A 19,754-nucleotide genomic window follows, 5' to 3' on the forward strand; every position below is an offset into this window, starting at 1 on the left:
CGCAGCGATAAACATTCTGTAAAAAATCAGATCACTATTGAGGTCTTATTATCGAATCAATTTCTTGTGAGCCCATCACACAATTTCGCCCAGCTTCTTTCGCACGATAAAGAGCTGTGTCCGCGGCATTGAGTAGTTCTTTATAGGCGTTCTCAACGCTAGGAACCCAGGCGGCAACACCTGCACTTATGGTTAACGGAACTAGTTCATCACCGCAGGTGTAATGAATTTTTTCTACCGCTAAGCGCGCTGCATTCGCGAGCTTAAGTGCACTGGCTTCATCACTACCTGGAAGAACATAAACGAACTCTTCGCCGCCATAGCGAGCGAACATGTCGCCGGGCCGATGGACTAGGCCATCTAACACTTCTGCCACCAACTCAATACATTCATCGCCAACACTATGGCCGTAATGGTCATTGATATTTTTGAAATAATCTATATCGACTAAGATAACTGCCAGCGATTGATTTGCTCGATGTGCGCGTTTGTACTCTGATATTAAGGTATCGTCGAAGTGTCGTCGGTTATGAACTTTCGACAAGGAATCGGTAACACTGAGCTTAGTGAGCTCTGCATTCGCCAACTCTAAATTTGCCATCGCTTCTTTCAGCTGTTCTGTTCTCTCGTTAACGTGCACTTCTAGATCTTCATTGAGTTGTTGTTGAATATCCAATGTCTCCATTTGTGCGCGCAAACGTTCGCGACGTTCTTCACTAACCCGTTGTGCTAATCTTAATGCTTCAGTTTGTGCGTCATCCGCTTTCTTTTTTTCCTCATTAATTATATGGGCTAAAGCTAGCGACAGTAGAGTAAATTCAATAACCAAGCCAACCATCTGACTATAGAGAGTAAACACATTTAACGGTAAAGACCCGACGATCGCTAATACAAAAATTACCGTTCCAGCCGCAACTACTAATGAAGCATATGTATATATTCTCGCTCGGTACTTATCTCTGTTCCAAAGATACACACACATTACCAAGCCAACAAAGCAAGTAACTAAAGATCCCCAGGCAAGGGTAACGCGGGACCAAACTCCCGAATCAAATAAATTCACAACAAGAAAAACTGACCAAAAAATGAGAAGGGCATTGTTCGCCCTAATCAACCATCCTTTATAGGATTTAAGATTTAAAAATTGTCTAACAAAAAATACCACACATAAAAATGTAAGGTTTGCAAAAAATCCAAATGAATTTTGTTTGAGCCAAGTTGAATTTTCCCAGAGATAATATGATCCCAGTCCGGTCAAAGACAGCTGGTATAAGATAGCCGCACCAATATAGAACGAATAATAAAAATATGATTTGTCGCGAACGAAAAAATACAAACACATATTGTAAAAAAACATAATTATTAGACAGCCAAAAAAGACCCCTAATAAAACAAGATCTAATTGATTTTGCTCGATGTATTCAACTCGACTCCAAATACTAATCGGCACCGCAACTAAATTTTTAGAGCGTACGGAAATGTACACAGTTTTGTGCTGATCTTTTTCTAAATGCAGTGGAAAGATAAAATTTCTATTTTCTACGTAGCGTGCGGACAAAGGATAATCTTGGCCAGATGGTCGCAGAGTTCTCCAGGTATCGAATTCATGATCATAGGTATACATTTGGACATGATCGAGTAAGGGCCATGCAATCACGACCCAACGATCAATTGCCCCTTCGCCGTTATAAACGGCATCGAAACGAAACCAGTGTCTCGCTTCTTCATCCAGGGATCGCAGGCTCGGGCCAAGATTAGCATCCCACTTCTCACCGTATAAACTTTCGATTTCATCCGGCGTGTGATCTTTCGTTACTAATAGACGTTCGGGCTTATTGACTTTAACGGATGCTAAATTTGGATCAATAATTACCATGTTTTCTTGTGCATACCCTACTGTGGCCTGCAACAAGGCAAGCCAACAGAAAAAAACTAGGGTTAACAACTTCATAACGGAACTTCCGAACTAAGTTCTTAAGAGTCTAGCAGACCCAAAATAGATGCTTATAACTAAGAAAGTGACTAATTGGCGATTTACAGAGAAGGTCGTTCTGAGAAACACGATCCGTCAAATTGTTGTAAAAGACTCGATACAAACGTAATTTTATGGATATACGAAACTTAACAGTTTCATAATTACTGATCGTTCACTTGCTCCGAATACTACCGTGAATAAGTCGTTTGTTTTATCAACAAAGCTCTGTCCGGTTCTTATTCGGGTTGAATGGCGCGTCAATCCAACAATTCAATTGCGGCGCCTCACAGCTACCTTAGCCTGGTCAGTCATCAGTCCTCCAGCGCCTCAGTTACTACTTTTCTAACAAGACATAACTAACGATTTCTTTACCTAAGTATTCTCTGTTTTTTAATTTTCCTTATAAGGTTCAGTTCGTTCAGTGCAAAATTCCGACTCTACTAAACCATCAAATGTGTTTGTTCGGGAAAACACTCGCGACTTTGTTTGTTACAATGCCGCGATGGATGTATCTCAACTATTAGATTCTTTAAACGACGCTCAACGCGATGCCGTCGCCTGTGATCCCACCCACCAACTCGTACTTGCCGGAGCCGGTAGCGGAAAAACGCGCGTACTCGTTCATCGCATGGCCTGGTTGATCAAAGTCGAGGGCGTATCACCCTTCGGCATTATGGCGGTGACCTTCACTAATAAAGCCGCGCGGGAAATGCGCAGCCGTCTTGAAGAATTTCTCGGTAGTTCTGTACAAGGAATGTGGGTGGGGACCTTTCATGGTATTGCTCATCGTTTATTAAAGGCACACTGGCGTGAAGCAAAACTGCCACAAAATTTTCAAATCCTTGATAGCGATGATCAACTAAGGCTCGTAAAGCGAGTCAGCTTGGCCCTCAACCTCGACGAATCTAGCTGGCCTGCTAAACAATCTCAGTGGTTTATTAACGGACAAAAAGATGAGGGTTTAAGACCTCAACACATCCAAGAGACCGGCGATATCTTTGTTAGCACGATGCTAAAAGTTTATCGTGCTTATGAAGAGGCCTGTCAGCGTGGCGGAATGATCGATTTCGCAGAACTCTTGTTACGCGCTCATGAGTTATGGTTGAACAACCCCGAATTATTAGCCCACTATCAGCGACGTTTCCCGTTTGTATTGGTCGATGAATTTCAAGATACCAATACGATTCAGTATGCCTGGCTGAGAGTACTCGCCGGAGACAAATCCTACGTAACGGCGGTCGGTGATGACGACCAATCTATTTACGGATGGCGCGGCGCGAAGATCGAAAATATCCATCAATTTACGCGAGATTTTCCGAGTGCCGTTACCACACGACTCGAACAAAATTACCGATCAACCAATAGTATCTTGAAGGCTGCCAACGCGGTCATTGTTAACAACCATAGTCGCCTCGGCAAAGATCTTTGGTCAGATAGTGTTGATGGCGAACAAATTGATTTGTATGCGGCCTTTAACGAACAAGATGAAGCACGCTTTGTTGTCGAAAGAATTAAAAATTGGATGCAAAACGGTAATAGCTACAGTGACTGCGCCATACTTTATCGCTCTAACGCCCAGTCGCGGGTTTTGGAAGAGGCCTTATTAGTAGAAGGTCTTGCCTATCGCATTTACGGTGGCCAACGATTTTACGAACGCTTAGAAATTCGCAATGCCCTGGGCTATTTGCGCTTATTGGTAAATCGTAATGATGACGCTGCATTCGAACGTGTGATCAACACACCGCCAAGAGGCATCGGTAATAAAACTATTGAAATGTTGCGACTCAGTGCTCGCGAGCAAGGCAGCTCCTTGTGGGAAGCTACGACTAAACTGTTGCAACACAAAAGTTTTACGCCTCGCGCTGGCACCGCTGTTAATGGATTTATACAGCTTATCGAAAAACTAAGTCTCGATTCAGAAACCATGGCTTTACATGAAATCGCCGAGCACGCGATGCAACTCAGTGGGCTGTATGCCTATCACGAAAATGAAAAAGGCGAAAAGGGTCAGGCGCGCATTGAAAACTTAGATGAGCTTATTAATGCATGTCGAGTATTCACCCCAGAAACAGAGCAAGTTGAAGTCGACACTAGCGAAACCGAACAAATTGGTTTTACTCAACAAAGCTCACTGCCAAGCCCCTTGCAGCAATTTATCGATACCGTTGCACTCGACGCTGGCGATACCCAAGCCGATGAATTTGAGGATGCAGTTCAGATGATGACGCTTCACTCCGCCAAAGGTTTGGAATTTCCCTTGGTGTTTTTGGTCGGGATGGAGGAAAATCTATTTCCGCATCGCATGTCTGCTGAAGATCCCGCTCGACTCGAAGAAGAACGGCGCTTATGCTATGTCGGTATTACTCGAGCAATGAGTAAATTAGTGATTACCCATGCTGAGGCTAGACGTCTGCATGGTAATGAAAATTTCAACAAGATTTCCCGATTTGTTCGCGAAATCCCCCAAGAATTAATCAACGAGGTCAGAATCAAAAGTTCAATTTCACGTCCAGTCAGTTATCGGCAACCACGACAATCCGCTGATCTAGTCACCAAAACCGAAGCCGGTTTTCGCTTGGGGCAGCAAGTAGTGCACCCGAAGTTTGGTGAAGGTGTGGTGCTTCACTTTGAAGGCCAGGGTGGCAGCGCCCGAGTCCAAGTCAACTTCAATAGTGAAGGCAGCAAATGGCTAGTTCTTCAGTACGCAAAATTAGAAGCCGTTTAGACACACTGATTCAGACCGACTCGTCGACTCCAAACTACGTAAACTTCGATTATTTTTGGCTATAGTTTTTTACCTATAAGAACAATAATTACTACGGTCTCAGCATCATGAACAATAGAGTTAATTCTGTTTTGCCCGCCGTAACGCTCGTACTGGTTGCGGCACTGGTTGCTTTGTTTGCTTTATATGTACTAGAAAAAGCCAAAGACGATCGTACTTCAGTCACTTCGCATTCTAATCAAAGTCTCGATGAGCGTTTCAATGGTCAAGAATATTCTTGGACCATGGTTACGTCATGGCCGAAAAACCTTCCTGGTCTTGGTGTTGCCGCTGAAAATCTCGCTCGCTCTATCAATGAAATGAGTGGCGGTCGAATTCATGTCAGAGTGCACGGCGCTGATGAAATAGTCCCTGCTCTCGGCGTGTTTGATGCGGTTTCAAGTGGTAGCGTCGAAATGGGGCATACCAGTGCCTACTATTGGAAAGGTAAAATTCCCGCAGCTCAGTTTTTTACGTCGGTGCCTTTTGGGATGAACGCGCAAGAAATGAATGGCTGGCTTTTTTATGGTGGCGGCATTGATCTGTGGCGTGAACTTTATGACCCATTTAATTTAGTTCCTTTTCCTGCGGGTAACACCGGCGTTCAAATGGCAGGGTGGTTCAATCGTGAAGTTAATTCTGTCGCCGATCTTAAAGGCTTAAAAATGCGTATCCCCGGCCTCGGAGGAGAAGTTTTCAATCGCGCCGGAGGCACCGCAGTCACCATTCCCGGTGGCGAATTGTATACCGCAATGCAAACCGGGCTAATCGATGCGACAGAGTGGGTCGGCCCCTACAACGACGTTGCCTTCGGCTTACACAAGGTCGCAAAGTATTATTATTACCCAGGATGGCAGGAACCCGGCCCCACCTTGGAATTGATTATCAATAAAAAAGCCTACGAAAGTTTGCCTACGGATTTACAACTCATCGTTGAAAATGCAGCTCGCGCTGTAAATCAAGACATGCTCGATGAATATACCGCGCGAAATAATCGTGCCTTGCAACAACTTAAGCTCGATAACAATATTGAGATTCGTCGACTTCCCGACGACGTCATTGCAAGGTTGAGAGAGGTGTCTTTAGAAATTTATGCGGAAACCGCAGCTGCAGATCCGGCATTTAAAAAAGTATATGACGCTTATAGAAGTTTTTCTGAACAAGTAAGTGAATATCACGAAATATCTGAGCAGGCATATTACGATCTGAGGTAATGGAAATTTTTTGCGTATTCAACTATTCCTTAACATTACCCCATAACTAGCAACTAACTTTTTTCTTCAAACGATTATGTTTACAACTTACGTTTTAACGGGCGGGTTCGTCCGTTATCATCGATCGCCACGTAAACAAATTCACCCTCCGTCACTTTTTCTACACCACCATCACGATTCGATTTAATCCATACTTCAACCAACATTCGAACAGAAGAACGACCGGTTTCAATTGCGTGGGTATAACAACTCACTGTTGCACCCACAGGTACTGGTCTTAGAAAACTCATACCGCCAACTGCAACAGTGGTGACCCGACCCTCGGCATAATCGTGAGCCAAAATTGCGCCCGCTAAATCCATCTGTGACATTAACCAACCGCCAAAAATATCACCATTTGAATTAGTATCTGCGGGCATGGTTAGCGTTTGCAGGGTTAAAATTCCGCTGGGCTTCGGATCTTCATCGATATCTGACATTTTCGTATTACCTATAATTTTCTAGGGTTTAAATTTTGCACTTTTATTGGTCAAAATAAATTTGCTGCTTACTATCTGCTGGAAAGATTCCATTCACTGACCGACTATAGTTCACTAGGTTCAATATTTCCTTTATCAGTTCGTGGACAATATCTGTGGCAACCAAGTAATTATTTGCGGCCAAACGGCCATTGAAATCATAAGCAGCAATTGGATCACAATAAATGGAATGACGCCACGATAAATAACCGTTGTGGGTATGCTAGCGGGTGTCACACCGCGCAAATAAAATAGCGCGAAACCAAAAGGCGGGGTTAAAAAGGACGTCTGCAGGTTGACTGCAATCATAATGCCTAGCCAAATCGGATTAATATCCATAGCTAATAATATTGGGCCAATAATCGGCACAACGATAAAAGTAATTTCAATAAAATCGAGAATAAAACCGAGGAGAAATATTACGATCATAACGATTAATATTGCTGTGAAAGTACCACCGGGCAAAGTTTGAAAAAAGCCTTCTATTAAACTGTCGCCACCAAAGCCTCTAAAAACTAAAGAAAATAAAGAAGCCCCTAATAAAATGGTGAACACCATTGCAGAAATTTTTGTCGTCGACTGCGCAACTTCTCTTAATATCTTTACGTTGAATTGTTTGCGCACAAATGCCAATACACACGCACCTAGCGCGCCTAAGCCAGCTGCTTCGGTCGGTGTCGCTACACCGGCAATAATTGATCCCAAAACACAGACGATTAGAATGAGTGGTGGCAGTAAACTTAATAATAATCGCGGCACCGTAATATCGCCGTCAAAATCAGAACCCGCAGCGTTTTTTATAGTCGGTGCTGGTGGCATAGCTTTAGGGTTCAAAGTGGCGGTAATTATTAAATAACTTAAATAAAGCAATACCAAAACTAAGCCCGGAATTATTGCGCCAACAAATAAATCTCCCACGGAAATAGAAAGCGGATTATCAATACCCATATTTATTTGCGCTTGCTGATAAGCGCTGGACAATGCATCACCTAATAAGACTAGGGCGATTGAGGGTGGAATTATCTGTCCCAAAGTGCCCGTTGCGCAGATCGTACCGGTCGACAATGAAGGGCTATAACCGCGTTTTAACATGGTCGGTAAGGACATCAAGCCCATAGTAACGACGGTTGCCCCGACTACCCCTGTACTCGCTGCCAATAAGGCACCCACTAAAATAACCGCGATGCCCAGACCACCAGGAAAACGGCCAAAAACTTTTGTCATATTTTCTAACAACTCTTCCGAGATGCGAGATTTTTCTAACATCACGCCCATAAGTACAAAAAGGGGTACGGCAATTAAAATCTGATTATTCATAATGCCAAATATTCGATCGGGAAAAGCCAATAGAATTTTTGGATCGAAAACGCCAGCGATTATTCCTAAACCCGCGGCAAGTAAAGCGGTTCCCGCGAGCGTAAAGGCGACGGGAAAACCAAGTATGAGGAAGAGACAAACTGCCGCAAATAAAAACAGCGGGATAAGATCAATCATTTTCTACGCATCTTATTAATTATTATGTGGTTCGTTAAAAATACGGCTATAGCTTTTCATCTGATTGCAGAGTTAAAAGAAGGATTAAGCTTCGTAGTATCTCTGCAATACCTTGCAAAGCAAGACTAAACGCGGCAACAGGAATTAGCGTTTTGAGAACAAACACGGCGGGCAAACCGCCAGGCTCATTGGAAACTTCCAGTACTCGCCACGAGGTGCTTACCAAGTCCCAAGAAATAAAAAAAATAAATACACAAAAAGGCAGTAAAAAAACAATATGGCCTATGCTATTTACCCACGCTTTTGTCCGCAGGCTATAACGGCGATAAAAAATATCGACTCTCACGTGACCATCAGCCTTAAGGGTATAAGCCGCTCCCAGAAGGAAAACCGTGCTGTGGAGGTAGATGACGGCCTCTTTAAGACCATTTGAGTTCAGCTGGAGGCCATGAACAGCTACCACACTAACCATGAGTAGCAACATTAGAATGCAAAGCCAAGCGACCAAAGTGCCAGTACGCTCGGATATCCCATCGATTAGCGATACGACTGTTTTCATTTGTTCACACTTAAGACTCTTAAATCTGAAATACGATTTATTGCGTGGGCAAGGGCCGGTTTTTAGCCACTTTGCTTCCAACTCTCGATACAAGGCCTGATTTCAGGGCCTTTAATACTGCCCATAGGGCTTTGAGGTGTTTCGCCTTTAGCACCAATAATCAGGAACGTAACATAAGTGTCATATTACATTCATATAATTGTCATCTCAGCTGCCTAGGATTCCCAGAAATCCCCCACTTAGCGCAAGCTCCAGGAGAAATAGCGTGAAAAAATTGTTAATCACGGCCGCATTGGCCACATCGAGCATCGCCATCACCTCAAACGTGTTGGCCGAAGGCCGCGATTATATCAGCATTGTTGGCTCATCGACGGTCTACCCATTTTCAACGGTTGTTGCGGAGCGTTTTGGAAAAAGCTCAAACTTTAAGACCCCTAAGGTTGAATCTACTGGTTCAGGTGGCGGACTTAAGTTGTTTTGCCAAGGTGTTGGGGTAAATCATCCGGACATTACCAATTCCTCTCGACGTATTAAATCTTCAGAAGTTGAGCTTTGTGCCAGCAACGGTGTTAAGGAAGTGGTTGAAGTACTGATTGGTTATGACGGTATCGTCGTTGCCAATTCGAATTCAAGCCAGCAGATATCGCTAACCAGAAAGGATATTTTCTTAGCCTTGGCTAAAAATGTACCCAATCCAGATGGCTCGAAAACTCTCGTCGCCAACCCCTATGAAACCTGGAAAGACGTAAACCCCAGCTTGCCAGCGACAAAAATTGAAGTGTTGGGCCCACCGCCAACTTCCGGTACTCGTGATGCATTCGCAGAACTTGCTTTAGAAGGTGGATGTAAAAAAATTGATTGGATCGCCGATCTTAAGAATTCAAACTCGGACAAATACAAAACGACTTGTCATACCGTTCGCGAAGACAACAATCATTATGTTGAAGCCGGCGAGAATGATAACTTGATCGTCCAAAAGCTAGCAGCTAACCCAAACGCTTTAGGCGTGTTTGGTTTTAGTTTTCTCGATCAAAACTCCGACAAAGTTCAAGGTTCAATAATTGATGGCAAGCCACCGACGTTTGACTCAATTGCGGACGGCAGCTATCCCGTATCACGACCTTTATACTTCTATGTTAAAAAGGCTCACGTGAATGAAATTCCCGGCATTAAAGAGTACCTCGCTGAATTCACTAGCGAAAAAGCATGGGGTGAAGACGGCTATTTAGCAGAAAAAGGTATGATTCCTTTGAGTAACAAAGAACGTAAAGAAATTGGCACCGCAGTGAAAGAGTTGAAAAATCTCTCTCTTTAGATTCACATTGTCATAATTTCAACAATATCTTTATGTTACTAATAGCTCGGTAAGGTTTTCTTATCGGGCTATTGGTTTCTATGTCTTCAGGAATTTAGAACGCGTTATAAAAATTTTTCAAAATTAAGTGTTGTTTAAAACAACGAAACATTTAAGAAAGCTTGGAATAATTCAAAGGCTTTCTGCTTACAAACGTTTAATCAAAATTTTGGGCTTGCAGCATGGCATCGTCAACATTACTCGTTATTCTTTTTGCCTTTGTCGCTGCAGCTTATATTCTCGGTCGCGGTAGATCGATACAAAGGGGAGCGCAGATCGGTGGCGTTCGCTACTTGAATTCTCTGCCTTTTTATTACGGCACTCTAACCGCACTCTGGTGTGCTATTCCTAGCTTAGTGGTATTCACTTCCTGGCTTGCCTTCGACGACATCATTATCAACAAATTATTACTTAACGATCTCCCAGCACAATACAAAGACATGTCCAAATCGGAAATTGGCTTGGTGTTAAATTCACTGGAAAACATGAATGCTGGCAATCAAGTCGGTACTGAGATTAACGCTGAGCTACAAAAAGCCGCAAACCACCTGAAAACGCTTCGTTCGATCGGCGGTTGGAGCATGGCAGCGGTTGTCATTAGTTTTGCATTGACTGGGCTAATAATTGGGTGGATGAAAATATCTCCCACATTTAAAGCACGCTTTCATGTTGAAGCCGTTTTTAAAACGTTGTTGTTGTTGTGTTCATGTGTAGCGATTTTTACCACCATCGGCATCGTACTCTCGGTGTTATTCGAGTCAATTTTATTTTTTAAAGAAGTTCCCATTAGTGAATTTGTATTTGGAACAGAATGGAGTCCGCAGACGGCTATACGCGCTGACCAAGTAGGAAGTTCCGGCGCATTTGGTGCGGTACCTTTATTTACCGGTACCTTATTAATTTCCGCAATCGCACTGTTTGTAGCGGTTCCCGTCGGTTTAATGTCCGCGATCTATTTATCCGAATATGCTTCCAATCGAATTCGCTCAATCGTAAAACCTTTATTAGAAATACTCGCTGGCGTACCAACTGTTGTTTATGGTTTTTTCGCCGCCCTAACGGTAGCGCCGGTAATTCGAGATCTAGGGGTAAGCTTAGGCTTGTCAGTTTCTTCCGAAAGTGCGTTAGCTGCAGGCTTGGTAATGGGGGTAATGATTATTCCTTTCGTATCTTCATTGTCGGACGATGTTATCAATGCCGTTCCACAATCACTGCGCGACGGTTCTTTAGGATTAGGCTCCACCAAATCAGAAACTATTAAGCTCGTCGTCATTCCCGCCGCGTTACCCGGTATTGTCGGCGGTGTGTTGCTAGCAGCGTCTCGTGCCATTGGTGAAACCATGATTGTGGTAATGGCCGCTGGACTCGCTGCGAATTTAACAGCAAATCCTTTAGAAACGGTGACAACAGTAACTGTGCAAATTGCCACATTACTCGTAGGTGATCAGGAATTTGCAAGCGCGAAAACCCTATCTGCTTTTGCTTTAGGTCTAATGTTATTTATCGTAACCCTAGGCTTAAACTATGTTGCCCTACATGTAGTTAAAAAATATAGAGAACAGTATGAGTAAAACCCCGACGAGCACGATCGAAAAAGTAGAAAGAACTTTAGCGAAACGCCGACGATCTGAAAAACTATTTCAGGCTTACGGTATTTTGTCGATTTGTTTTGGCTTGCTGTGCTTAGTTGTTTTATTTAGCGACATTATCAGCAAAGGCATTCCCGCTTTTTTACAAACGGTTATTGAGATTGAGGTCGAATTCGATCCCGACATATTAGACATTAGTGATGCTAGAAATGAAGAACAGTTGCGCATTGGCAACTTTGACGGTATTGCTCGTCAAGCATTACGCAATCGCTTTCCAGATGTAACAAGCCGCAGTGACCGCCGTAGCTTGAACGCTTTGATCAGCAACAGTGCGGGCTATGATCTGCAGGATATGCTAAGAAGCGACCCCTCGTTACTCGGAAATACTCTCAGCCTTTGGGTTCTGGTAGACGATGATATCGACACCTATGTGAAGAGTCGAAAGTCTAATGGTGAAGCGTTCACAGGCAGATTGAACGAAAAACAAATTGAATGGGTAGAGGCCTTACTCGCCGAAGGCAAAATTAAAAAAGAATTTAATACCACTTTGTTTACCTCTAGCGACTCAAGAGAACCCGAACAAGCCGGTATTTTAGGCGCAGCTCTCGGCTCACTGTTCACGCTCTTAGTAACGCTCGCGCTGTCATTTCCAATTGGCGTTGCCGCTGCAATTTATCTAGAGGAATATGCACCAAAAAATAAGCTAACTGAGCTTATTGAAGTCAATATCAATAACCTAGCTGCGGTACCGTCAATCATTTTTGGTTTGTTAGGTCTCGCTATCTTTATTAATTGGTTTGGCCTTCCGCGATCCATCCCTTTAGTGGGAGGTCTGGTCCTCACTTTAATGACTTTGCCTACCATAATTATTTCTAGCCGCGCTGCAATTAAGGCGGTGCCAGGGTCAATTCGTGAAGCGGCTTTTGGTATTGGTGCTTCTAAAATGCAAATGATCCTGCATCACTTAATGCCTTTAGCCATGCCCGGTATGTTAACAGGAACCATTATTGGAATGGCGCAGGCATTGGGAGAAACCGCTCCCTTACTATTGATCGGAATGGTGGCTTTTATAGTCGATGTTCCTGGTGGAATTTCTGACCCTGCAACGGTTTTACCGGTTCAGATATTTCTTTGGGCAGACAGTCCCGAGCGCGCTTTCGTTGAGCGAACCTCCGCCGCAATCATGGTATTGATAGCGTTTTTAATTGTAATGAATACTTTCGCCATTTGGCTGCGGAAGAGACTTGAACGCCGCTGGTAAAAACGGCAACGAAATTACAGGTTATACTATATGACTTTAGATATCGCAGATGCGCAAAATACGTCAATCGGCCTGGCTAGTAAAAACAACGCTAAGGCTTCAGAATCTGACGCAATACAATTACGGAGTACTAAACAGTTGGATCCATCTACCAATGCAAAAAAAGGCGAAGAAAACTTCGATACCTCTGCCGAATTTTTTACCAAGCCAACTGTGGGCAAAGCTTATTCGGATTCCGCAAAAATGGGCGCCAGAGACGTCAATGTTTTTTATGATGACAAACAAGTCTTATTCGATGTCAGTTTAGATATTGGCGAAAATGAAGTGATCGCCATGATTGGCCCTTCAGGTTGCGGTAAATCAACTTTTCTTCGTTGCTTGAATCGTATGAATGACACTATCGTAAGTTGCCGAATTGAAGGCGATATAAATTTGGATGGTGAAAATATTTATGACCCTAAGCTGGATGTAGTGCCATTGCGCGCGCGGGTCGGTATGGTGTTCCAAAAACCTAATCCTTTTCCAAAATCGATTTACGACAACGTTGCTTACGGCCCTCGTATTCACGGTTTAGTAAACCATCGCGCGGAACTTGATGAAGCGGTCGAAAATAGCCTGAAGCGTGCAGGTTTATGGGAAGAAGTGAAAGATCGACTGGATCAACCGGGCACTGGACTTTCTGGCGGTCAACAACAACGTTTATGCATCGCGAGAACAATCGCCGTGAGCCCAGAAGTTATCTTGATGGATGAACCCTGCTCAGCACTCGATCCAATTGCTACGGCAAAAATTGAAGAGCTTATCGCAGAGCTCAGTGAAAATTTTACTATCGCTATTGTTACTCATTCGATGCAACAGGCCGCGCGTGTCTCTAGTCGCACCGCTTATTTTCATTTGGGTAAATTGATCGAAGTGAATAAAACCGAAAAAGTATTTACCACCCCAGAACATTCGCTAACCGAGGCCTACATTACTGGCCGATTTGGTTAAGCCTTATATACGTTAATTTCAATTTCACTCCCTGTCATCAGGATATCGCCATGGATAAATTAAATTTAGATAACCACATTTCTCAGCAATTTAACGCTGATTTAGAAGCACTTAAGTCTGAATTTCTAGAGATGGGTGGACTAGTTGAAAAACAAATCGCCGACGCCGTTAGAAGCATCGAAGATGTCGACAGTGAAATTGCACAACGAGTTATGGAGAACGAACCTAAAGTCGATGCAATGGAAATTTCTATCGACGAACAAAGTACAATTATTTTAGCTAAACGCCAACCTGCAGCATCAGATTTACGCATGGTATTAACTGTTACCAAAGCGGTTCGTGACTTAGAACGAATGGGTGACGAGGCACAGAAAGTTGCCAAAATGGCGATTAAATTATCGGAAGACGGCGCTAGCTCACATGGCTTCGTCGAACTTAGACACATCGGCTCAGGTGTTCAAAGTATGTTGCGACATAGCCTCGATGCTTTTGCGCGCTACGATGCCGAATTAGCTTTAAACGTTGTAAAGGAAGACCGAAGAATTGACCAAGAATATAAAACTGCTTTGCGCGAGCTAGTGACGTATATGATGGAAGATCCTCGTTCTATATCGCGGGCAATGAACGTACTGTGGGCTTTACGTTCTCTGGAAAGAATCGGCGATCACGCCCGCAATCTGGCGGAACATTTAATTTATATGGTGAAAGGGAAAGATGTCCGCCACGTTAGTGTTAAGGAAATGGAAGAACGGATGAATCAATGAATTTATTCGTTGTTGTTTACTTATTCACAAAGGTAACAATTTTTGCAGTAGCGGTGGCAGTCGCCACTAATTTATCTTCAGCATCAAATAGTTCGCCGCTCAAATAACAGATCGTTCTTCCTAAATTTATTACCTTGCCCTGACAAATAAATTTGCCTGCTTTACCTGGCCGAATGAAAGAAGTGTTTAGGTTTAAAGTGGGTACAAATTGATTCTCTTCTAAATGCAAACCTGCCGCTGGCCCCATAGTACCATCCAACATTGCGCTTAGAATACCGCCTTGAACATGGCCAATGGGATTAAGAAATTGATCGCCAATAAGAAAGGTTGAACGAAGAGTTTTCAGCTCTAAATCAAAATCTAAAAACTCTGCATTGAGTGTTTGTGCAATAGGCGGCCGCGCTATTTCACCACGCATCATTTTAGCCGCAAAATTATTACTATTCATGTTCCCCAATATTGTTTTTGTAAGTGCTTCGGTAAAAACTGTTTAATTATCTAGCTCGGGATCTTAATGATTTTTGCCGTTGCCGTCGCCGTTGCTAGTAACTCTCCCGTTTCGTTAAATAATTCTCCAGCTAAATAACAAACGCTTCGGCCTTTATTTACGACTCTACCTTTGCCCAAGAAATTGCCGGGTTTCCCTGCCTTAATAAATGAAACATTCAAATTAAGTGTTGGCGCAAACTCATCGTTTTCAAGCAGTATTGCGACCGAGGGCCCCATCGTGTCATCCAGCATAGCGGAGATAATTCCACCCTGAATATTGCCCATGGGATTGGTAAACTCTTTTCCAATAGTGAAATGTGCTTCTAAGGAGCCATTGACTGCATCACAGTTTTCAAATCGCGTGTTAAACCTTTTGCCAATACTAGGTGGCGGCAGCTCTCCACGTTGCATACGCCAAAAAAAATTATCTTTATTCATCATTATTGGTCTTATAAATTGGTGTTAAAGTATTCGGGCATTGAATAAGTACGGATGAAGAAAAAATAGAACAATAAAAACGCCGATACCCGCCCCGATAACAATTAAATCTTTACGTAGTGGAAGTATTTGTTGTTGCAACTGCGCCCCTCGTAAATTTGCCGAAAGCATATTTAACAAAGCGAAAACAAGAAAACCACCGAATAATACTAGAGAAGATAGATCCCCGTTTGCTAATAAATGCCCGATACTCCAAAGCACTACGCCCCACAGCATGGGATGGCGGGTATAGCGTTTTATATTACCGGGCATTTGTGCAGCGGGAAATAAAATGAAGCTTATAAAAACAAGAAGAATAGTAAGGTAACGTGTCCAGGCAGGAAGCAGCCAAAGGGCAACATAATCTGCTTGGATTTTTCCGATAACGATCAATACTAAAGCAGCCGCAGCAATGAGGGCGAATATACCTTTATAGGCTGAGAGACCGAGCTTATGAATCAGTGATTGACGAAATGAAACCAAACTTGGCAATAGATGAATTAGGAAAAAAACCGTCATACCTATTACCAAGAGAATCATGTTTCACCTCGATATTTTCACGCGTCCATGCGTTCAATAATTTAATCGCCTAATAAAAAGATTGGATTCCCGTTTGCGCCCGACCGAGAATAAGAGCGTGAACATCTTGCGTACCTTCGTATGTGTTCACGACTTCAAGATTTACCATGTGACGCATTACTGGATATTCATCAGAAATACCGTTGCCACCATGCATATCACGCGCTTCTCGGGCAACTTCTAAGGCTTTTACACAGTTGTTTCGTTTCATTAATGAAATCAGTTCAGGCGCTAATTTATCTTGATCTTTTAAGCGGGTCGCTTGTAAACAACCTTGCAAACCTAAGCTTATATCAGTTTGCATGATGGCGAGTTTTTTCTGAATTAATTGATTCGCTGCCAGAGGTCGTCCGAATTGTTTTCTTTCCATGGTGTAATCTCGCGCGGCATGCCAACAAGCTTCTGCTGCACCCAACGCGCCCCATGAAATACCTAAACGTGCGCTGTTCAAACAACCGAATGGGCCTTTAAGTCCTTCGACGCCTGGCATTAAATTTTCGTCCGGTACAAAAACATTTTCCATAACAATTTCACCGGTAATTGAAGCACGTAAAGCAAGTTTGCCTTCAATTTTTGGTGCGGATAAACCTTTCATGCCTTTATCTAAAATAAAACCACGAATCACATCGTCTTCTGTTTTAGCCCAGACAACAAATACATCGGCAATAGGTGAATTACTAATCCACATTTTGGCGCCATTCATTTGATAGCCGCCGTCTACTTTCTTAGCGCGGGTTATCATACCACCGGGGTCAGAACCGAAATCAGGTTCTGTTAAACCGAAACAGCCAATATATTCACCACTCGCAAGTTTCGGTAAATATTTTTGTTTTTGTTCTTCAGTGCCGTAATTATAAATTGGGTACATCACGAGACTGGATTGCACGCTCATCATTGAACGGTAACCGGAATCGACACGCTCTACTTCGCGAGCAATGAGTCCGTAACTCACATAATTAACACCCGGACAACCATATCCTTCGATGGGTGAACCTAACAAACCAAGCTCTCCCATTTCCCGAAATATTTCAGGATCTGTTGACTCATTTCGAAAGGCAGCTTGTACTCGAGGTTGCAATTTGCTCTGGCAATATTGATAAGCGGTATCTCTCACCATGCGCTCTTCTTCGCTGAGCTGTTCTTCAAATAAAAACGGATCTTCCCATTTAAACTTTGCCCATTTGGTCTTGCCGGACATATTGCACTCCTCTGGATTCGTGACTAAATAGTGGTGTTTGTAGCTAAATAAAAGGGTTCTAAAGGTATGGACGCTCTAACATCTGGCGCCTAATAAATAGCCGCACACTATAGCAGAATGCGGCTGTTGAGTCTTGTTAGCTGAGCTTGAAAATGGGGGCTTAACTGGCCGTAACGATCTTTTTTAGGGTGTCTATAAGCGTGTTGATTTCGTCATCACTACCGATGCTTATCCGCAAATACTGACTGATTCTGGGCATCTCAAAATGACGAACAATAATACTGTGTTCTCTCAGTGCAAGGGCGAGTGCTTTGGCTTCATATTTTGGGTGGCTGGCAAAAACAAAATTCGCCGCCGAGGGTAGGGCTTCAAAACCTAGCTTACTGAGTTCATCCTGTAATAAATCTCGGGTCGCTAAAACCGCCGCCCGAGTTTGTTGGAAGTACTCTTCATCCTCAATCGCTGCCACCGCGCCACTGATGGTCATACGGGCCAAGGGATATGAATTAAAGCTGTTTTTAACCCGCTCCAAACCCTCAATCAGTTGCTTATCACCGACGGCAAAGCCGACGCGCAAGCCAGCTAAGCTTCGTGATTTAGACAAGGTTTGTACAACCAATAAATTATCGTAGCGCTGAGTCAAAGGAATTGCCGTATTACCGCCAAAGTCGATATACGCTTCATCGATTACGACCACGGAATTCGGGTTGCTTTTGACCAAAGCTTCTATGGCTTTCAAGGGTAATAATAAGCCGGTAGGTGCATTTGGATTAGCAATGATAATTCCGCCATTAGGGCGCTTGTAATCTTCGACATCAATACTTAAATCGTCAGCCAAGGGAACCTGCTCGAACTCAATTTCATACAGCCTGCAATAAACTGGATAAAAGCTGTAGCTAATATCCGGAATCAAGATCGGTTTATCGTGTTTCAGTAAGGCATTAAAGGTGTGGGCCAATATTTCATCAGAGCCATTCCCGACGAAGACACAGTTTTCTTCAATATCATGGTATTGAGCGATGGCTTGTTTTAATTTTTCTGAGTTGGGATCAGGATACAAGCGCAGATCCATACCAATTTCATTTTTAATCGCCGCAACCACTTTTGGCGAAGGACCAAATGGGTTTTCGTTGGTGTTTATTTTTATGAGCTTTGATTGTTTTGGTTGCTCACCAGGGACATAAGGGGTGAGCTTATTAACAATATTGCTCCAGTACTTACTCATGACTAATACTCAATTCGATTTAGATGAAAAGCGGGTCGCAAGTATGATTTGCCAACAAAACTGAAGCAAGTACCGTGATAAAAATTGCCGTATTAGTCTTGAGAGTTATTAGTATTCGAGAATTAATTACTTTCAAGACATTAATCACTTGACGATGAGCGGAGTAGATGAGGACAATGGGCGCGTCTAAAAGCTCGTCGCTCTCAAAGTAATTCACCAAAGGTATTTGAATATGATCAAGGACGTAGAAGAATCTGATTTATTGGGAATCTCGTCTTTGTTAAAAGGCTTAGGTTACAGTACCTCCCTGAGCATGCTCGAATCGAGGCTTGATGCTTATAAAACCGGCAACGAGTACAAGGTCATGATCGACATGGAAGATGTCTCCATCAAGGGCATTATTGGTTTACATGTTTATTGCCCCTTTCATACCAAAGGTACAATTGGGCGAATTACAACTTTTATTGTCGAAGAAAGTTATCGCGGCAATCGCGCCGGAACAATGCTAGTTGAAGCCGCCGACGCCTTTTTCAAAGAGTCGGGCTGCTTAACAACTGAGGTTACCAGCTCAATCATGCGCTCTGTAGCGCGAAAGATTTTGCTCAATGCGGGTTATAAAGCAGGTGAAGCCCACTACGTTAAGAAAATTAGCTAATTTTTATATATTTCCTTTCAGTATTCTCTATCTCAACTTTTCATTCAGAGAAGGTTATTTCTCTTTCAGCTATCTAGACATACTTCCTGGCTTCTGTAATCCTTGCCAAATTTTGGTCAATTAATCAGATTGAATACCGCATGGAATTTGAACGTCGCATCTCCTTAAACGAAAAGGAAAAACAAGTCCTTGTCGATTGGGGAGAGGATATATATAACTCCGAAGCGCTCAATCTTGTCTGGCGACCAAAGCAATTACAAGTGGTGCTTTATGATCAGGGTGAAGCAAAAAGTAAGTGTGGTTTGATCAAACAAGAAATTGAAGTTAATGATCAACGTATTTTGCTTACCGGAATCGGTGGCGTGGTTACCGCACCACCGTTTCGCCATCATGGATATGCGCGTAACGTTTTGATAGAGGCCCTGCGAATTGCGAACGAAGAATGGAAGTCGGACGCGGCATTGCTATTCTGTCTACCGTCGATGGTGGCTTTTTATCAAGCTCTGAGCTGGAAGTTAATTGAATCTAAAGTAAAGGTTTATCAGCCACAAGGCATGGTTATATTTCCCGCCGCTACCATGATTCATCCGATCTCAAATTTTTTATGGCCTAAAAATGATATTTCAATTGATAGTTTGCCTTGGTAAGC

Annotated in this window: 18 protein-coding genes; 9 read left to right on the forward strand and 9 right to left on the reverse strand. The window is 43.1% G+C overall.

All coding sequences use genetic code 11. From position 1 onward, the window contains the following. Positions 1-34: 34 nt before the first annotated feature. Complete coding sequence (locus ACYUCY_RS15105; protein WP_460227351.1) at positions 35-1,951, reverse strand: sensor domain-containing diguanylate cyclase; 1,917 nt, start codon at positions 1,949-1,951, stop codon at positions 35-37. Positions 1,952-2,477: 526 nt separating this feature from the next. Here ACYUCY_RS15105 and uvrD point away from each other — a divergent pair. Beyond that, positions 2,478-4,700, forward strand: coding sequence for a DNA helicase II (uvrD, locus tag ACYUCY_RS15110; protein WP_460227395.1), 2,223 nt, complete (start codon positions 2,478-2,480; stop codon positions 4,698-4,700). 107 nt (positions 4,701-4,807) lie between these two features. Continuing rightward, positions 4,808-5,953 carry a TRAP transporter substrate-binding protein gene (locus ACYUCY_RS15115; protein ID WP_460227352.1) on the forward strand — a complete coding sequence of 382 codons (1,146 nt, stop codon included), beginning with the start codon at positions 4,808-4,810 and terminating at the stop codon, positions 5,951-5,953. Between the two features lie 80 nt (positions 5,954-6,033). Here ACYUCY_RS15115 and ACYUCY_RS15120 read toward each other — a convergent pair whose 3' ends face one another. The 3 genes from ACYUCY_RS15120 to ACYUCY_RS15130 form a co-directional block, all read right to left on the reverse strand. Next, positions 6,034-6,432 (reverse strand): acyl-CoA thioesterase, encoded by a 399-nt coding sequence (locus tag ACYUCY_RS15120; RefSeq protein WP_460227353.1) that lies wholly within the window; start codon positions 6,430-6,432, stop codon positions 6,034-6,036. Between the two features lie 135 nt (positions 6,433-6,567). After that, a complete protein-coding gene (locus ACYUCY_RS15125; protein ID WP_460227354.1) occupies positions 6,568-7,965 on the reverse strand; it encodes a TRAP transporter large permease in 1,398 nt (465 codons plus the stop codon). A 46-nt stretch (positions 7,966-8,011) separates the two neighbouring features. Continuing rightward, positions 8,012-8,524, reverse strand: coding sequence for a TRAP transporter small permease subunit (locus ACYUCY_RS15130; RefSeq protein WP_460227355.1), 513 nt, complete (start codon positions 8,522-8,524; stop codon positions 8,012-8,014). Positions 8,525-8,789: 265 nt separating this feature from the next. Between ACYUCY_RS15130 and ACYUCY_RS15135 the strand changes: the two genes are divergently transcribed. The 5 genes from ACYUCY_RS15135 to phoU all read left to right on the forward strand — a co-directional run bounded on the left by ACYUCY_RS15135 (position 8,790) and on the right by phoU (position 14,482). After that, entirely contained in the window at positions 8,790-9,839 is a 1,050-nt protein-coding gene (locus tag ACYUCY_RS15135; protein ID WP_460227356.1) for a PstS family phosphate ABC transporter substrate-binding protein, read from the forward strand. A 221-nt stretch (positions 9,840-10,060) separates the two neighbouring features. Beyond that, positions 10,061-11,449 (forward strand): phosphate ABC transporter permease subunit PstC, encoded by a 1,389-nt coding sequence (pstC, locus tag ACYUCY_RS15140; protein WP_460227357.1) that lies wholly within the window; start codon positions 10,061-10,063, stop codon positions 11,447-11,449. Further along, a complete protein-coding gene (pstA, locus tag ACYUCY_RS15145) occupies positions 11,442-12,728 on the forward strand; it encodes a phosphate ABC transporter permease PstA (RefSeq protein ID WP_460227358.1) in 1,287 nt (428 codons plus the stop codon). Before pstC ends, pstA begins: the two co-directional genes overlap by 8 nt. A 243-nt stretch (positions 12,729-12,971) precedes the next feature. Then, positions 12,972-13,718: a phosphate ABC transporter ATP-binding protein PstB gene (gene pstB / locus ACYUCY_RS15150; RefSeq protein ID WP_460227396.1), complete on the forward strand. Its 747-nt coding sequence runs from the start codon at positions 12,972-12,974 to the stop codon at positions 13,716-13,718. A gap of 50 nt (positions 13,719-13,768) precedes the next feature. Then, positions 13,769-14,482 carry a phosphate signaling complex protein PhoU gene (gene phoU, locus ACYUCY_RS15155; RefSeq protein WP_460227359.1) on the forward strand — a complete coding sequence of 238 codons (714 nt, stop codon included), beginning with the start codon at positions 13,769-13,771 and terminating at the stop codon, positions 14,480-14,482. A gap of 16 nt (positions 14,483-14,498) precedes the next feature. On the opposite strand, the gene ACYUCY_RS15160 is transcribed toward phoU, so the two are convergent. The 5 genes from ACYUCY_RS15160 to hisC form a co-directional block, all read right to left on the reverse strand. Continuing rightward, positions 14,499-14,930, reverse strand: coding sequence for a PaaI family thioesterase (locus ACYUCY_RS15160; protein WP_460227360.1), 432 nt, complete (start codon positions 14,928-14,930; stop codon positions 14,499-14,501). Positions 14,931-14,980: 50 nt separating this feature from the next. After that, positions 14,981-15,412: a PaaI family thioesterase gene (locus ACYUCY_RS15165; RefSeq protein ID WP_460227361.1), complete on the reverse strand. Its 432-nt coding sequence runs from the start codon at positions 15,410-15,412 to the stop codon at positions 14,981-14,983. A gap of 21 nt (positions 15,413-15,433) precedes the next feature. Next, positions 15,434-15,967 (reverse strand): NnrU family protein, encoded by a 534-nt coding sequence (locus ACYUCY_RS15170; protein WP_460227362.1) that lies wholly within the window; start codon positions 15,965-15,967, stop codon positions 15,434-15,436. Positions 15,968-16,037: 70 nt separating this feature from the next. Next, the gene (locus tag ACYUCY_RS15175; protein ID WP_460227363.1) at positions 16,038-17,225 is read right to left on the reverse strand and encodes an acyl-CoA dehydrogenase; all 1,188 of its coding nucleotides are present in this window, start codon (positions 17,223-17,225) and stop codon (positions 16,038-16,040) included. Between the two features lie 160 nt (positions 17,226-17,385). Next, positions 17,386-18,450: a histidinol-phosphate transaminase gene (gene hisC, locus ACYUCY_RS15180; protein ID WP_460227364.1), complete on the reverse strand. Its 1,065-nt coding sequence runs from the start codon at positions 18,448-18,450 to the stop codon at positions 17,386-17,388. 232 nt (positions 18,451-18,682) lie between these two features. On the opposite strand from hisC, the gene ACYUCY_RS15185 reads away from it, so the two are divergent. Together ACYUCY_RS15185 and ACYUCY_RS15190 are read left to right on the forward strand one after the other, a co-directional pair. Then, on the forward strand, positions 18,683-19,105 hold the full coding sequence (locus tag ACYUCY_RS15185) for a GNAT family N-acetyltransferase (protein WP_460227365.1): 423 nt from the start codon (positions 18,683-18,685) through the stop codon (positions 19,103-19,105). Positions 19,106-19,245: 140 nt separating this feature from the next. After that, positions 19,246-19,752, forward strand: a complete 507-nt coding sequence (locus tag ACYUCY_RS15190) for a GNAT family N-acetyltransferase (protein ID WP_460227366.1) — start codon at positions 19,246-19,248, stop codon at positions 19,750-19,752. Positions 19,753-19,754: the final 2 nt, after the last annotated feature.

The sequence above is a fragment of the Aurantivibrio infirmus genome (genome assembly GCF_054767315.1).

Coding starts and splice junctions, on each gene's coding strand:
- ACYUCY_RS15120 (WP_460227353.1), bottom strand. CDS start 6,432: ATGTCAGATATCGATGAAGATCCGAAGCCCAGCGGAATTTTAACCCTG.
- ACYUCY_RS15185 (WP_460227365.1), top strand. CDS start 18,683: ATGATCAAGGACGTAGAAGAATCTGATTTATTGGGAATCTCGTCTTTG.
- ACYUCY_RS15175 (WP_460227363.1), bottom strand. CDS start 17,225: ATGTCCGGCAAGACCAAATGGGCAAAGTTTAAATGGGAAGATCCGTTT.
- uvrD (WP_460227395.1), top strand. CDS start 2,478: ATGGATGTATCTCAACTATTAGATTCTTTAAACGACGCTCAACGCGAT.
- hisC (WP_460227364.1), bottom strand. CDS start 18,450: ATGAGTAAGTACTGGAGCAATATTGTTAATAAGCTCACCCCTTATGTC.
- phoU (WP_460227359.1), top strand. CDS start 13,769: ATGGATAAATTAAATTTAGATAACCACATTTCTCAGCAATTTAACGCT.
- ACYUCY_RS15115 (WP_460227352.1), top strand. CDS start 4,808: ATGAACAATAGAGTTAATTCTGTTTTGCCCGCCGTAACGCTCGTACTG.
- ACYUCY_RS15160 (WP_460227360.1), bottom strand. CDS start 14,930: ATGAATAGTAATAATTTTGCGGCTAAAATGATGCGTGGTGAAATAGCG.
- pstC (WP_460227357.1), top strand. CDS start 10,061: ATGGCATCGTCAACATTACTCGTTATTCTTTTTGCCTTTGTCGCTGCA.
- ACYUCY_RS15165 (WP_460227361.1), bottom strand. CDS start 15,412: ATGATGAATAAAGATAATTTTTTTTGGCGTATGCAACGTGGAGAGCTG.
- ACYUCY_RS15130 (WP_460227355.1), bottom strand. CDS start 8,524: ATGAAAACAGTCGTATCGCTAATCGATGGGATATCCGAGCGTACTGGC.
- ACYUCY_RS15125 (WP_460227354.1), bottom strand. CDS start 7,965: ATGATTGATCTTATCCCGCTGTTTTTATTTGCGGCAGTTTGTCTCTTC.
- pstA (WP_460227358.1), top strand. CDS start 11,442: ATGAGTAAAACCCCGACGAGCACGATCGAAAAAGTAGAAAGAACTTTA.
- ACYUCY_RS15190 (WP_460227366.1), top strand. CDS start 19,246: ATGGAATTTGAACGTCGCATCTCCTTAAACGAAAAGGAAAAACAAGTC.
- ACYUCY_RS15170 (WP_460227362.1), bottom strand. CDS start 15,967: ATGACGGTTTTTTTCCTAATTCATCTATTGCCAAGTTTGGTTTCATTT.
- pstB (WP_460227396.1), top strand. CDS start 12,972: ATGGGCGCCAGAGACGTCAATGTTTTTTATGATGACAAACAAGTCTTA.
- ACYUCY_RS15105 (WP_460227351.1), bottom strand. CDS start 1,951: ATGAAGTTGTTAACCCTAGTTTTTTTCTGTTGGCTTGCCTTGTTGCAG.